This window comes from Corynebacterium senegalense, from assembly GCF_900411315.1.
GTDB lineage: Bacteria > Actinomycetota > Actinomycetes > Mycobacteriales > Mycobacteriaceae > Corynebacterium > Corynebacterium senegalense.
In genome coordinates this window covers 220,994-234,791 of record NZ_LS990887.1, presented here as the reverse complement: position 1 = coordinate 234,791, position 13,798 = coordinate 220,994, and the positions used below count along the sequence as shown (strand labels likewise).

12 protein-coding genes and 1 pseudogene are annotated in these 13,798 nt (G+C 68.6%); 5 read left to right on the top strand and 8 right to left on the bottom strand.

All coding sequences use genetic code 11. From position 1 onward, the window contains the following. Complete coding sequence (gene pdxT / locus DYZ02_RS01170) at positions 1–573, bottom strand: pyridoxal 5'-phosphate synthase glutaminase subunit PdxT (RefSeq protein ID WP_115684627.1); 573 nt, start codon at positions 571–573, stop codon at positions 1–3. After that, positions 567–1,475: a pyridoxal 5'-phosphate synthase lyase subunit PdxS gene (pdxS, locus tag DYZ02_RS01165; protein WP_115686311.1), complete on the bottom strand. Its 909-nt coding sequence runs from the start codon at positions 1,473–1,475 to the stop codon at positions 567–569. Before pdxS ends, pdxT begins: the two co-directional genes overlap by 7 nt. Positions 1,476–1,544: 69 nt before the next feature. Between pdxS and pdxR the strand changes: the two genes are divergently transcribed. Further along, positions 1,545–2,906 (top strand): MocR-like pyridoxine biosynthesis transcription factor PdxR, encoded by a 1,362-nt coding sequence (pdxR, locus tag DYZ02_RS01160; RefSeq protein ID WP_245945516.1) that lies wholly within the window; start codon positions 1,545–1,547, stop codon positions 2,904–2,906. Here pdxR and DYZ02_RS01155 read toward each other — a convergent pair. The 4 genes from DYZ02_RS01155 to DYZ02_RS01140 form a co-directional block, all read right to left on the bottom strand. Beyond that, entirely contained in the window at positions 2,887–4,128 is a 1,242-nt protein-coding gene (locus tag DYZ02_RS01155) for an HNH endonuclease signature motif containing protein (RefSeq protein ID WP_115684626.1), read from the bottom strand. The two genes, pdxR and DYZ02_RS01155, sit on opposite strands and share 20 nt — an antisense overlap. A 209-nt stretch (positions 4,129–4,337) precedes the next feature. Continuing rightward, the gene (gene arc / locus DYZ02_RS01150) at positions 4,338–5,849 is read right to left on the bottom strand and encodes a proteasome ATPase (RefSeq protein WP_115684625.1); all 1,512 of its coding nucleotides are present in this window, start codon (positions 5,847–5,849) and stop codon (positions 4,338–4,340) included. A 9-nt stretch (positions 5,850–5,858) separates the two neighbouring features. Continuing rightward, complete coding sequence (locus DYZ02_RS01145; protein WP_115684624.1) at positions 5,859–6,692, bottom strand: tRNA (adenine-N1)-methyltransferase; 834 nt, start codon at positions 6,690–6,692, stop codon at positions 5,859–5,861. A gap of 33 nt (positions 6,693–6,725) precedes the next feature. Further along, entirely contained in the window at positions 6,726–7,919 is a 1,194-nt protein-coding gene (locus tag DYZ02_RS01140) for a M18 family aminopeptidase (RefSeq protein ID WP_115684623.1), read from the bottom strand. Between the two features lie 25 nt (positions 7,920–7,944). On the opposite strand from DYZ02_RS01140, the gene DYZ02_RS01135 reads away from it, so the two are divergent. From DYZ02_RS01135 to DYZ02_RS01120, 4 genes and pseudogenes are all read left to right on the top strand, one after another. Then, on the top strand, positions 7,945–8,742 hold the full coding sequence (locus DYZ02_RS01135; protein WP_115684622.1) for a RecB family exonuclease: 798 nt from the start codon (positions 7,945–7,947) through the stop codon (positions 8,740–8,742). 262 nt (positions 8,743–9,004) lie between these two features. Beyond that, positions 9,005–9,694, top strand: a complete 690-nt coding sequence (locus DYZ02_RS01130) for an AraC family transcriptional regulator (RefSeq protein ID WP_181896857.1) — start codon at positions 9,005–9,007, stop codon at positions 9,692–9,694. Positions 9,695–9,751: 57 nt separating this feature from the next. Then, on the top strand, positions 9,752–10,165 hold the full coding sequence (locus DYZ02_RS01125) for a VOC family protein (protein WP_115686310.1): 414 nt from the start codon (positions 9,752–9,754) through the stop codon (positions 10,163–10,165). A 96-nt stretch (positions 10,166–10,261) separates the two neighbouring features. Further along, a pseudogene (locus DYZ02_RS01120) lies at positions 10,262–10,814 on the top strand (integrase core domain-containing protein); the annotation flags it as partial. 10 nt (positions 10,815–10,824) lie between these two features. On the opposite strand, the gene DYZ02_RS01115 reads toward DYZ02_RS01120, so the two are convergent. Beyond that, on the bottom strand, positions 10,825–12,480 hold the full coding sequence (locus tag DYZ02_RS01115; protein WP_115684620.1) for a formate--tetrahydrofolate ligase: 1,656 nt from the start codon (positions 12,478–12,480) through the stop codon (positions 10,825–10,827). Between the two features lie 4 nt (positions 12,481–12,484). Further along, entirely contained in the window at positions 12,485–13,795 is a 1,311-nt protein-coding gene (locus DYZ02_RS01110; RefSeq protein WP_115684619.1) for an anaerobic C4-dicarboxylate transporter, read from the bottom strand. Between the last annotated feature and the right edge of the window lie 3 nt (positions 13,796–13,798).

The window sequence follows — 13,798 nt, the reverse complement described above, 5'->3', positions numbered from 1 at the left end:
CTAGGTTACTTTCGCCAGGAACCTCTCGTGGAGGGTGGTGTCCCCGGTCAGCTCCGGGTGGAAGCTGACGGCCAGGGCCGTGTCCGTTTCCACGCCGACGATCGCCTCGCCGCGCCGGGCGATCACGCGGGCGTCGCCGCGCACCTCGAGAACCTCGGGCGCGCGGATGAACGCGGCCGTCACCTCCCCGTAGGCGGTGGGGATCTTCTCGACGTCACTGACGATCTGCCGGCCGAAGGAGTTGCGCCGGACCGTCATGTCGATCACCCCGAGGCTGCCCTGCCCGGGCGCCGGGTCCTCGATCTCCGCGGCGAGGGTGATGAGCCCCGCGCAGGTGCCGAACACCGGCAGGCCCCCGCCGAGGGCCTGCTGCAGCGGCTCGAAGAGGCCGAAGATGCGCAGCAGCCTGTCGATCGTGGAGGACTCCCCGCCGGGGATGACCAGGCCGTCGACGCCGTCGAGGTCGGCCGGGCGGCGCACGTGGGTCACGCCGGCGCCGAGCTGCCCGAGCATCTCGGCGTGCTCACGCACCCCTCCCTGCAGGCCGAGGACGCCTACCCGCGCGTTTACCACCCGCGCTCCGCCAGGCGGTGCGGGGCGGGCAGGTCGGCGACGTTGATGCCGACCATCGCCTCGCCGAGCCCGCGGGAAGCCTCGGCGACAACCTCGATGTCGTCCCACGCGGCGGTGGCCTTCACGATTGCCGCCGCACGTGCGGCCGGGTCGCCGGACTTGAAGATGCCGGACCCGACGAACACGCCGTCGGCGCCGAGCTGCATCATGAGCGCCGCGTCGGCCGGGGTGGCGACGCCGCCCGCGGTGAACAGCACCACCGGCAGCTCACCGTGCTCGGCGACGTAGGCGACCAGCTCGTAGGGGGCCTGAAGCTCCTTGGCCGCGACGTAGAGCTCGTCGCGGTTGGAGTTCCAGAGGCCGTGCAGCTTCGCGATCTCCGCCTTGATCGTGCGGATGTGCTTGGTGGCCTCCGAGACGTCGCCGGTGCCCGCCTCGCCCTTCGAGCGGATCATGGCCGCGCCCTCGTTGACGCGGCGCAGCGCCTCGCCGAGGTTGGTCGCGCCGCACACGAACGGCACGGTGAACCCGCGCTTGTCGATGTGGTTGACGTAGTCCGCCGGGCTGAGCACCTCGGACTCGTCGATGTAGTCCACCCCCAGGTGCTCGAGGATCCGCGCCTCGACGGTGTGCCCGATGCGGGCCTTGGCCATGACGGGGATGTCCACAGCCTCGATGATCCCCTCGATGAGGTCGGGATCGGACATGCGGGCCACGCCGCCCTGGGCGCGGATGTCGGCGGGCACGCGCTCGAGGGCCATGACGGCGACGGCGCCCGCGTCCTCGGCGATGCGCGCCTGTTCGGGCGTGACCACGTCCATGATCACCCCGCCCTTGAGCATCTGGGCGAGGCCGGACTTCACGGTATTTTCGGTGTTCTCAACGGGAGAGTTTTCAGACATGTTCACCATGCTGCTGCACCAACTGGTAGATTGCTAGAGCCACTTTCCCCCTATTCCTTTGGACCAGTTGTGTTTTCCGTCGACCGCTCGCTGCCCTCTCCCCTCCCCGTGCAGATCGCCGCCGGCATGCGCGGGCTCGTCTCCACGGGCCAGCTCTCGGCGGGCGACACCGTGGCCTCCACCCGCGAACTGGCCCGCCAGCTCGGGGTGTCTCGCGGGACCGTGGTGAGCGCCTACGACCAGCTCCTGTCGGAGGGATTCCTGCTGGCCACCCAGGGGGCGCCGACGCGGATCCACCCGGACCTGGCCCGCGCGGGCTCCCCCGGCCCGGCGGCCCACGCGCCGCGCCCGCGCGGAAGGGCCGGGCGGGTCGTCTCGCTCAAGCCCTCCTCCGGCCACGCGGGAACGATCCGCCCGGCCGCGTGGCGCCGGGCGTGGCGCGAGGCGGCGGCCGAGCCCGCGGCGCGGGTGGACAAGGCGGGGCAGCCGGAGCTGCGCACGGCCATCGCCTCCCACCTGCTGCTCGCCCGGGGCCTCGCCGTCGATGCGGGGGACGTGGTGGTCACCGGCGGGTCGCGCGAGGGCCTGCTGCTCATCCTCATGTCCCTGGGGCGCAGCCTCCGGGTGGGTGTGGAGGACCCCGGCCACCCGGGGCTGCGGCGCGTGATACCGGTGGCCGGACACACGCCGGTGACGTGCCGGACCGACGCCGGGGGCCTGGTGGTCTCCGCGCTGCCCGCAGACCTCGACGCGCTGCTGGTCACCCCGTCCCACCTCTACCCCCTGGGCGGCTCCATGCCCGCGCCCCGGCGGGCCGAGCTGCTGGACTGGGCCGCGCGGACGGGGTGCGTGCTGATCGAGGACGACTTCAACACGGAGCTGCGCTACCGCGTCTCGCCGCAGCCCACGCTGGCCACGCTCGCCTCCGAAGCGCGGGTGCTGACCCTCGGCACCTTCTCCACGCTGCTGAGCACGCAGCTCTCCGCGGGTTACGTGGTGGCGGGCCAGGCGATGGCGGCGACGCTGCGCGGCACGCGGGAGGTGCTGGGCATGCCCGTCTCCCCTGTCACCCAGCGCGCGATCGCGAACCTCCTCGACGGCGGGTACGTGCGCCGCAACACGCGGGCGGTGCACAGCCGCCTGGCGCGGCGCCGCGAGGTGCTTGGCGACGCCATCTGCCCCGCCCTGGAGGCCCTGGGCGCCACCGCCATCGAGAAAGACGCGTCGACGGGGGTCGACCTCGCGGTTCGGTTCCCCATGCCCGCGGCGGAGGAACGCGTCGTCGACTGGCTCGCGGGGCGGGGGATCGAGTGCGGGAGGATTGGGGCGTCGGAAAGCGGCGGGCTGATCATGAGCTTCGCGCACCTCGACGACGACGACTTCGAGCGGGTGCACCGCGCCTTCGCGTCCGTCAGCACGCACAGGAGCTGAACTCCTCTTTCGTCCGGGCGTCGTCGTTGCGCTCGGGCAGCCCGTGGTCGTAGCTGACGTAGCGCGTGCCGTCGGCGCGGACGAAGTGGACGTCGCCGCCGTCCTTGAGGATGCTCACCCACCCGTCGCTGACCAGCGCGTGACACGCCGAGCACAGCGGGAGAAGGTTGTCCAGGTCCGTCAGACCCCCGTCGGCCCACTCGCGGATGTGGTGGATTTCGATGAAGCGCTCGTGCGAGCAGCCCGGCATGGCGCAGCGCCCCCGCCACATGAGCATCAGCGCGTTGACCTGGGCATCGGTGGCCAGGCGAACGGCGCGACCGGTGTTGAGCACCAGGCCCGTCTCGTCGACGGTGTTCACCCGGTAGTTGGCGTTAGAGAGGAAATTCTTCACGGCCTCCGAGCCGGCGCCCGGGTTGTTCGGCAGGTAGGCGCGCCCGTCGGTGGTCATGACGACGTTGACGTGTGCACCTGGGGCGCGCAGCGGGTTCTTCGGCCCGCTCAGCGCGATGTTTACCAGGCCCATGAACGAGCTGACCAGCGCCGCGTTCAGAGGCAGACCGAAACCCGAGCACCCCGCCGCGCGCGACTCCTGCCGGTCCATCTCAGCGTCGAGGAGGCTGTCGTCGATGGTCCCGTCCGCGCCGACCAGGTCCTGCAAGTCCGAAGCGTGCCAGGCGAGCTCCCCCACCTTCATGGCCGCCATGACGCGGGCACCCTCCGCGGCGTTGAAGTCCGCCCACAGGCCCACCCGCCCGTCCTCTCGCACCTTGAGCCGCACGTAGGACTCCCGCCGCGGCGCAGCCTGCCGCTCGCGGAACCGGAGGAGCGCCAACTCGAGTTCGTGGTACGCCAGCGTGCAGGCGAGCTCGACCAGCTCGGCCTCGTTGCCGCGCTCCAGCAGCGGCAGGATGAGCCGCACCCGCGAGTAACTCGTCCGCCCCTCCAGGAACGCCCCGGCGAGCAGCTCGAACTGCTTCATCGTGCGCGCCACCTTCACGTACTCGTGCGCGGTCGAGTTGGGCAGGGCGAATGTGGTCACCATCCACATCGCGGTCGAGCTCGCCCCGTGCCGGCGGGCGAGCCCCATGGCGTCGAAAAGCGCGATGGCGTACAGGATCTCGGCTTTCTTGCGCGTGAACAGGCCGAAGCCTTCTTCGATGCGCCGGGCCAGCTGCCGTGGCGCGAGCTGGTTCAGGTTGTCGATGTGCGGCGTTGTCATTGTTCCCCCTCGAACGTGAATGTGTGTTCGAGCGGGAGTGTAGCAAGGGGGTCGGACACGGCTCCGCCGACGCTTCTAGCAGCGAAAACCATGAGAAAAAGTCCGCACTGCAGACCTCAAGGGGCATGCGGTGAACCACCCGAAAAGTCCGCACTGCGGACGCCGTCAAGCGCGTGACAGCCCCCCGAAAAGTCCGCACTGCGGACTTTTCAGCCGATCACCTCCGCGCTCACCACCCGGCGGCCGTGGTGGCCGGTGATGCGCGCCCACTCGTCGGGGTTGGACGTGTTCGGCAGGTCCTCGCTCTCGTTCTGCTCGGCCCGCACGGCCGCGCGGAGATGCTCGGCGCTTACGCCGCTTGTCGACGCCCCCGAGATGTGGTCCTTGATCGCCAGCTTCTTGGCGCGGTCGACGATGTTGGCGATCATCGCCCCGGAGACGAAGTCGGAGTAGTGCAGGATGCGCTCCGTGCCGTCGGCGAGGGTGAGGCGGATGAACGGGCGGGGTTCGAAGAGGGCGGCGGCCGCGGCGTCGATAAGCGTGGCGGTGTCGGTGGCGTGCGGGATGTCGTCGGTGAGGTAGCGGGCGAAGATGTCGCGAGCCTCGTCGCGGGTGGGCCGCGAGACGCGGATCTTGATGTCCAGGCGCCCCGGCCGCAGGATGGCCGGGTCGATGAGCTCCTCGCGGTTGGTCGCGCCGATGACGATGACGTTGGCGATGTCCTCCACCCCGTCGATCTCGGTGAGCAGCTGCGGCACCACCGTGGTTTCCATGTCGGAGGAGACGCCGGAGCCGCGGGTGCGGAAGATGGACTCCATCTCGTCGAAGAAGACGATGACGGGGCGGCCGTCGGAGGCGAGCTCGCGGGCGCGCTCGAAGATGAGGCGGATGCGGCGCTCGGTCTCGCCGACGAACTTGTTCAGCAGCTCCGGGCCCTTGACGTTGATGAAGTGCGCGCTGCCGCCGTCGCCGATGCGCGTGGACAGCGAGTTGGCCACCGCCTTGGCGATGAGCGTCTTGCCGCAGCCGGGCGGGCCGTAGAGCAGCACGCCCTTGGGCGGGGTGAGGTCGTAGGCGCGGTAGAGGTCCGGGTGGGAAAACGGCAGCTCGACCGAGTCCTGGATCGTCTCGATCTGGCTGGTCAGGCCGCCGATATCTGCGTAGGTGACGTCCGGGACCTCCTCCAACGAGAGCTGGTTGACCTCCGTCTTGGCCACCTTCTCGTAGGCGAAGCCCACCCGCATGTCGCAGATGACGGTGTCACCGGCACGGACGGTGCGCAGCAGCGGCTCCGCCAGCCTCACCAGGGATTCAGCCCCCTGCTGGTCGGCCACCACCGCCCGGTCGGTGCCGATGCGCTCCACGAGCGTGGCGAGCTGGCCGGTGTCCTCGTAGCCGCAGGCCTCCACCACGATCGTGCCGTCGCCGAGGCGGACCAGGGTGCCGGGGGCCAGCGCCTCCGGGGAGACGTTCGGCGAGACCTTCACCCGCATGCGGCGCCCGCTGGTGAACACCTCCGCCTCGCCGCGGGCGCCGGAGAGATAGATTCCGTAGGTGCTGGCGGGCTCCTCGAGGGCCTCGAGTTGGGCGTAGAGGTCGTTCAGCTTGTCCCGGCTGGCCTTGAGCAGCTCGGCGAGCTTCTTGTTGCGCGAGCCCATCGCCTGGTTCTCGCGCTTGAGTTCGCGCAGCTGGGGGCCGAAAGCGTCATCCTCGATAGCCATGCATCCAGACTAGCGGCGCGCCTTGCGCTGCGGGCGCGGCGGGGTGACGCCGTCCGCGAGGCGGCGGGTCCACACGAGGAAGGCGGTGTGCGCGTTCATGCGGTGCTCGGGGCGGGTGGCCAGGCCGTCGACCTTCCACTCGCGCAGCAGGGTTTCCCAGGCGCGCGGCTCGGTGAAGCACTTGGCCTCGCGGATGCCCTCCATGATGTTCATCAGCTGGGGCACGGTGGCCACGTACGTCATGAAGACGCCGCCGGGGATGAGGAGGTCCTTCACCGTGTCGATGAAGTGCCAGGGCTCCACCATGTCCAGGATCAGCCTGTCGACGGGCCCGCCCAGGTCCTCCTGGGTCACCGCGCCGAAGTCGCCCAGGCGCGGGGTCCACCACTCGGGCTCGCCGCCGAAGTACTCCGCCACGTTGCTGCGGGCGTACTCGAGGTGGTCCTCGCGAATCTCGTAGGAGAACACGCGGCCCTCCGGCCCCACCGCGCGCATCAGCGACATCGACAGGGCGCCGGATCCCGCGCCGGCCTCCAGCACGCGGGCGCCCATGAAGATGTCGCCCTCCACGAGGATCTGCGCCGCATCCTTCGGGTAGATCACGGCCGCGCCGCGCGGCATGGACAGGACATGGTCGACGAGCAGGTGGCGGAAGCACAGGTAGTCCGCCCCGAGGGTCGACTTGACCACGGAGCCTTCGTCGGAGCCGATGATCTGGTCGTGGTGGACGATGCCCTTATGGGAGTGGAACTGCCCGCCGGGGGTGAGCTCGATGGTGAAGTGGCGTCGTTTGGCGTCGGTGAGCTGCACCTTGTCGCCAGCCTGGAACGGACCGGAATACATGCGGGGACCTCCTGGGGTGATGGGCCGGACGCGTTAACGGTAGTCGCCGCGGTAGAACGACTCCAACGCGCGCTCGAACCACTCCATGTCGCGCACCCCGCACAGCTCCCGCGCGGAGTGCATGGACAGCAGCGGCACGCCCGCGTCCACGGTGGGGATGCCCAGCCGCGTCGCCGAGATCGGCCCGATGGTCGACCCGCAGGGCACGTCGTTGTGGCCCACGAATTTCTGCACGGGCACGTCCACGGCCCGGCAGGCGCGGATCCACTCGGCCTCCGTCACCGCGTCCGAGGCGTAGCGCTGGTTCGCGTTGATCTTCAGCACGGGTCCGCGGTTGAGCAGCGGGCGGTGCGTGGGGTCGTGCTTTCCCGGGTAGTTCGGGTGGACGGCGTGGGCGGCGTCGGCGGAGACCAGAAGCGAATTCGCGAACACCTCCGCGGGATCCCCCAGCTCGGCGGCCAGCATGTTCAGCACGCGCTCCAGCAGCGGCCCTCCCGCGCCCGTCGGGGTCGCCGAGCCGATCTCCTCGTGGTTGAACGCCGCGAGCACGAGCACGTCGCGCGCCGCGTCCTTCGCCTTGAGCAGGGCGCTTAACGACGCCCACACGCTGCTCAGGTTATCCAGGCGCCCCGCCGCCAGAACATCGCCGAGCACCGCGCCGCGCTGCGTGTCCGCGCTGACCAGCTCGTGCGCCAGGATGTCCCCCGCCTCGACCCCGGCCGCGCGGGCGAGGACCCCGCTGAACGGCAGGTCCCCGCCGAGCACCGGCTGCGTGTGCACCTGCCGCTCCAACGCCGGCGCGTCGCCCCGGTACAAGTGGATGGCCAGGCTGGGCACCCGCGCCACGGGGCCGGTGTTGACGAGGCGCTGCGTGCCGTCGGCGAGCACCACCCGCCCGGCGAAGGTGAGGTCACGGTCGAACCACGTCTGCAGTATCGGCCCGCCGTAGACCTCCACCGCGACCTGCTGGAACCCCTCGCGCAGGACGTCCGGGTCGGGTTTGACGAACAGCCCGGGCGAGTCCGTGTGCGAGCCGACGATCCGCATCCGCGGGTTCGCGTTCTCGGGCACCCACCAGGCGACGACGGCCCCGCCGTCGACGAAGACGTGGCCTCCGGGGCTCGTGGCCCGGTCGAGGGCGAAGGAGGCGTCGTGAAGCGTGCCCGCGACGTTGGCCGCAGCGTGGAAGGGGCTCGGGCTGGCCGCGAGGAAGTCGAGAAAGTCCATGACCCCACTCTATGATGAGGGGACCATGAAGCCACTCGCCCTCTCCCCCTCCCGCGCCTCCGACTACAAGCAGTGCCCGCTGCTCTACCGCCTCCGGGCGATCGACAGGCTCCCCGAAGACAAGACGGAGGCGCAGGTCAAGGGCACCCTCGTCCACGCGGTGCTGGAGGAGATGCACGGCTGGCCGCGCGAGGAGCGCACCTACCCCGCCGCCGTCAAGCGCATCAGGCCGCACTGGGAGAGAATGTGCGACGACGACCCCACCACCGCCGAGCCGATCGACGACACCCACCAGCTCTTCGTCGACGCGCGGGCCCTGATCCGCGGCTACTTCGAGATGGAAAACCCCCTTGGCTTCGACTCCCACGAGCAGGAGATGTACGTCGACACGGTGCTTCCCAACGGGGTGCCCGTGCGCGGGTTCATCGACCGCGTCGATGTCGCCCCGACCGGCGAGGTGCGCGTCGTCGACTACAAGACCGGGAAGAAGCCCCTGCCGCGCTACTCTGCGGACGCGCAGTTCCAGATGCGCTTCTACGCGCTGGTCTATTGGCGCCTGTTCGGCGAGATCCCCGCCCAGCTGCGGCTGATGTACCTGAAGGTCATCGACTCGCTCTTCCTCAGCCCGTCGCGCGAGGAGCTGGAGTACTTCGAGCGCGACCTCGGCGACCTCTGGGCGAAGATCGAGGGCGACGGGAAGGAGGGCACCTTCCGGCCGAACAAGACGAAGCTGTGCGGCTGGTGCTCCTTCCGAGACCTCTGCCCCGCCTTCGGCGGGACGCCGCCGCCCTACCCGGGCTGGCCGGGCTCGACGGCGGACTAGCTGTATTGACCGGAGGCGTTGATCGAGACGTGGGCAGAGGTGGAAGGAGTCACTAGTCGCGAGTCCAGCTGGTCCGCAGATCGACGTGAAGCGCGAGGCTGCGGAATGAGCGATGGTCTGACAAGCTTGGCTTATGACAGGGACTGATGAGTTCGTCGTGTTCCCAGTGCCGCCCGCCATGCGACAGGTTGTCCGAGGCGCCACGGGATATCGCGTCACCGGATTCCAGCCTGGTGTTCACCTCGGTATGCCGACTTCTTGTGTGACGCTCATCATCGACTTCAGTGAAGGCCTCCTGGTCGGTGAACCCGGTGCGTTCCAGGTGACAACTCATGACATCGTGCGCCGCGGTGCCCTACTGGCTGGACTTCATTCCCACGCAACCCGGGTGCATCACGATGGCTCGCAACACGGCATCGAACTAAACTTGGATCCCTTGGCCGCCCAGAGATTGTTCGTTTTGCCAGTGGCATCGCTTGCCCAAGGATGCCACACACTCGACGACGTGTGGCCGCGCGCTGGATGCTTGCGGGAGCGATTAGGTGCCACGGACGATTGGACGCTACGGGCAGGCATCCTGTTTTCCGTTCTGCAGGCCGGACTCCGGTCCGACCCGGACCCGGTGCCACCCGAGGTTGCCCAAGCATGGCGGCAGATCATCGCATCCCGTGGACAGGTACGCGTGGAAGCTGTGTCGCGGGAAGTAGGTTGGTCGTCCCGACGCTTGCAGCAGCAATTCCACACTCACCTGGGTGTCACACCGAAGGAAGCCTCCCGGATCGTGCGCTTCGATAATGCCCGTCAACTCGTCACCACCAACACTCCTCTGGCGGACGTGGCATTCACTGCAGGTTTCACCGACCAGCCCCACCTTGCACGAGATTGGCGAGCTATCACAGGCACGAGCATCACGTCTTGGTTGCGCGACGACCAGATGGCGCGTGGCCAATGAAAGTGCTGTTCGTATTTGTCCAAGACGGGTGCCCCTCTCTTCGACAATACTGGTGTCATGACCATGACACCCCAGAACAGCCAACGCACCGACCACAGCATCTGGCCCGCCCTCTTCTCCGACGATCCTCATGCCCTGCGCCGCTTCCTCACCGGTCTCGGTTTCGAGGAGGGGATCGTGGTGCCAGCGCAGAGCAGTACACAAGCCGGAGGGGAGGTTGTACACTCTGAACTCCTCTGGCCCGAGGGTGGCCGCATCATGATCGCCAGCATTTCCAACGACCACCCCTCCCCCCATCAGGTTGACCTTTATGTGGTCACAGATCACCCCGATGAAGTGTATGCCAAGGCCATCAGGTTGGGCGCCGAGATCACCCACCCCTTGGCCGAGCAAAATGACCACGACTCCCGCGGGTTCAGTCTCAGGGATCCCGACGGCAACGGGTGGTCCTTTGGCACTTACGGCGGTTGAACCGCACTGTCCAGCGCAGATACTGCACCACCAGACCAAACGATGAGGGCAGCGGGTATCCCGCTGGCCCTCGTCCTATCCAGAAGAGCCCCTATATCCCACGCGAACGCTGCGCTCACTCCCCGCCACCTCAACCGACTGACCCACGTCGACCGTGCCACGGATGAACCCATCCGCCGCTACGAAGACGACCACCCCGGCTCCATGCTCCACGTCGACGTGAAGAAGCTCGGCACCATCCCCGACGGCGGAGGGTGGCGCTACGTTGGCCGACGACAAGGAGGAAAGAACCGCCGCCACACCAGGCAAGCCCAAGAACAAGCACTACGACCCGCTTATGGGCAAGGCCTGCGTCCACACCGTCATCGACGATTACTCCCGCGTCGCCTACGCTGAAATCCACGACGACGAAACCGCGGTCACCGCCACCGCTGTCCTGATCAGGGCTGTCGAGTGGTTCAACGTCCGCGGTGTCACCGTCGAGCGTGTCCTGTCCGACAGCTGGGCCTACGCCCGCTGCTACACCTCCGAGGCCGAACGACGCGGCGAGCTCGACGGTTGGCTGCACTACTACAACCAGCACCGCCCGCACACGGCCTGTGGCAACCAGACGCCCTTCTCACGATTGATCAACGTCCCCGGTCAGTACAACTCGCCAACTAGAACAGGCCGGAGACGACGCCGGTCTCGTCGACGTCGATGTTGTTGGCGGCCGGCTTCTTCGGCAGCCCCGGCATGGTCATCACGTCGCCGGTCAGCGCGAGGACGAAGCCCGCTCCCGTGCGCGGGATGAGCTTGCGCACGTGCAGCGTGTGCCCCTCGGGCGCGCCCAGAAGCGTCGGCTCGTCGGAGAAGGAGTACTGCGTCTTGGACACGCACACGGGCAGGGTGTCGAAGCCGTTGTCCTTCAGCGTCTGCAGGTCCTTCTTCGCGTTGACGGAGTACTGGACGCTCTCGGCGCGGTAGATCTCCCTCGCGATGGTGGCGATCGAGTTTTCCACCCCGTCCGCGGGGTCGTAGAGCGGGTGCGAGGTCCCCTCGCCGAGGTTGTCCAGCACCGTTCGCGCGAGGTCGAGGGCGCCCTCGCCGCCCTTCGCCCACACCTCGCACTCCTCCAGGGCGACGCCGCGCTCGGCGGCCCAGTCGCGGACGAACGCCCGCTCCGCGTCGGTGTCGCTGGTGAAGAGGTTGATCGCCACCACGGGGGTCATGCCGAACTTGGCGACGTTCTCCACGTGTCGCTCCAGGTTCACGATCCCCTCCCGGACCGCGTCCACGTTCTCCTCCGTCAGCCTGTCCTTCGGCACGCCGGCGTTGTACTTCATCGACCGAATCGTGGCCACGACCACCGCCCCAGCGACGTCTAGGCCGCCGTACCGGGCCTTGATGTCGAAGAACTTCTCGGCGCCCAGGTCGGAGCCGAAACCGGCCTCCGTGAGGACGATGTCCGCGTAGTTCATGGCGGTGCGGGTGGCAATTAGGGTGTTGCAGCCGTGCGCGATGTTGGCGAAGGGCCCGCCGTGGATGAACGCGGGGGTCCCGCCGAGCGTCTGCGCGAGGTTGGGTTTGATCGCCTCCTTGAGCAGCGCCGCCATCGCGCCCTGCGCATCGAGGTCGCCCGCGGTGACGGGGCGCTTGTCGTAGGTCAGCCCGATGGTGATCGCGGCGAGGCGGCGCTTGAGGTCCTCGAGGTCGGTGGCCAGCCCGAGGATGGCCATGATCTCGGAGGCGGCCGTGATGGTGAACCCGGTCTGCGCGGGAACACCGTTGGCGGGGCCGCCGAGGCCGGTGACCACGCTGCGCAGGGAGCGGTCGTTGACGTCCAGGCAGCGCTGCCAGGTGACCCGCCGGGGGTCAATGCCGAGCTCGTTGCCCTGGTGGATGTGGTTGTCGATGAGCGCGGCCAGCGTGTTGTTGGCGGAGGTGATGGCGTGGAAGTCGCCCGTGAAGTGCAGGTTGATGTTCTCCATCGGCACGACCTGCGAGTAGCCGCCGCCGGCGGCTCCGCCCTTGATGCCCATCACGGGGCCCAGCGAGGGCTCGCGCAGCGCGACCATCGCGTTGTGGCCCAGCCGGGCCATCGCGTCGGTCAGCCCGATCAGGACGGTCGACTTGCCCTCCCCCGCCGGCGTCGGGGACACCCCGGTGACCAGCACGAGCTTGCCGGGCTGCGCGCCCTCGGCATGGCTGGTGTCCACCTTCGCCATGTGCCTGCCGTACGGGATGAGCGCCTCCCCCGGCACCCCCGCCTTCGCGGCGATGTCAGTGATGGGCTCGAGGGAATGGGCCTGGGCAATTTCTACGTCAGTGCTCATGGCCCTAGATTACAACCGCGCCGATGGCGTAGGAGAGGATCACCGACAGGGCGATGCAGACCACACCCGGAACGATGAACGGGTGGTCGAAGACGTACTTGCCGATGCGCGTGGAGCCCGTGTCGTCCATCTCGACAGCCGCGAGCAGCGTCGGGTAGGTCGGCAGGACGAAGAGCGCGGAGACAGCCGGGAACGCGGCCAGCGCGGTCAGCGGGCTGACTCCGATGGCGATCGCGGCGGGCATGAGCGCCTTCGCGGTGGCCGCCTGCGAGTAGAGCAGCGAGGCCGCGAAGAAGAGCACGACGGCGAGCAGCCACGGGCGAGCGTGCAGGACGTCGCCCGCGATGGTCTGGATGTCCTCGATGTAGTGGTTGATGAAGGTGGTGCCCAGCCAGGCAACGCCGAGCACGCAGACGGAGGCCGACATGCCCGAGCGGAACACCTGGGTGTTGAGGATCTCCGCCGACTTCTGGCGCGTGACGAGGAGGATGACGGCGGCGGCCGCGAGCATGATCGCCATGATCGCCTCGTTGCGCGGGATCGTCGGGTTCGGGATGAGCCCGACCTGCTCCGAGATGAGCGTGGCGTAGGCCATGACGATGACGATGGCGGCGAGGAAGATGCCCACCGACGCCTTGGCGCCCTTCGGGGCGACGTACTCGGCGGCCGGGGTGGGCTGCGAGACCAGGCCGTGCTCGAGCCGGTCACGGTAGACCGGATCGTCCTCGAGGTCCTTGCCCAGGCGGTTGGAGATCCAGGCGGTCGGGAAGATGGCCAGGAACGTCGCCGGGAGCATCACCCCGAGCAGCTGAAGGTAGCCGACGCCGAGGGGTTCGAGGACGGAGGCCATGAACACCACCGCCGCGGAGATCGGGGAGGCGACGATGGCCATCTGGGACGCGATGACCGCGACGGACAGCGGGCGCGACGGGCGGACCTTGCCCTCCTGGGCCACCTCGACGATGACGGGCAGCGTGGAGAAGGCGGTGTGACCGGTGCCCGCCAGAACGGTCATGAGCCAGGTGACGATCGGGGCGTACAGGGTGATGCGCTTCGGGTTGCGGCGCAGGAAGCGCTCTGCGACGTGGACGAGGTAGTCCATGCCTCCCGCGAGCTGCATCGCCGAGATCGCGGCGATGACACACATGATGATGCCGATGACGTCGAAGGGGATGTCGTCGGCGGTGACGTTCATGCCCGTCAACCCAAGAAGAAGGACTCCAAGGCCGCCGGCGAAGCCGATGGCGATGGAGCCCATGCGGGCGCCGAGAACGATGGCGCCGAAGAGGATGATGAGTTGTAGTGCTAGCAGCATTGG

Coding starts and splice junctions, on each gene's coding strand:
- pdxS (WP_115686311.1), bottom strand. CDS start 1,475: ATGTCTGAAAACTCTCCCGTTGAGAACACCGAAAATACCGTGAAGTCC.
- DYZ02_RS01155 (WP_115684626.1), bottom strand. CDS start 4,128: ATGACAACGCCGCACATCGACAACCTGAACCAGCTCGCGCCACGGCAG.
- arc (WP_115684625.1), bottom strand. CDS start 5,849: ATGGCTATCGAGGATGACGCTTTCGGCCCCCAGCTGCGCGAACTCAAG.
- DYZ02_RS01145 (WP_115684624.1), bottom strand. CDS start 6,692: ATGTATTCCGGTCCGTTCCAGGCTGGCGACAAGGTGCAGCTCACCGAC.
- DYZ02_RS01140 (WP_115684623.1), bottom strand. CDS start 7,919: ATGGACTTTCTCGACTTCCTCGCGGCCAGCCCGAGCCCCTTCCACGCT.
- DYZ02_RS01135 (WP_115684622.1), top strand. CDS start 7,945: ATGAAGCCACTCGCCCTCTCCCCCTCCCGCGCCTCCGACTACAAGCAG.
- DYZ02_RS01125 (WP_115686310.1), top strand. CDS start 9,752: ATGACCATGACACCCCAGAACAGCCAACGCACCGACCACAGCATCTGG.
- DYZ02_RS01115 (WP_115684620.1), bottom strand. CDS start 12,480: ATGAGCACTGACGTAGAAATTGCCCAGGCCCATTCCCTCGAGCCCATC.
- DYZ02_RS01110 (WP_115684619.1), bottom strand. CDS start 13,795: ATGCTGCTAGCACTACAACTCATCATCCTCTTCGGCGCCATCGTTCTC.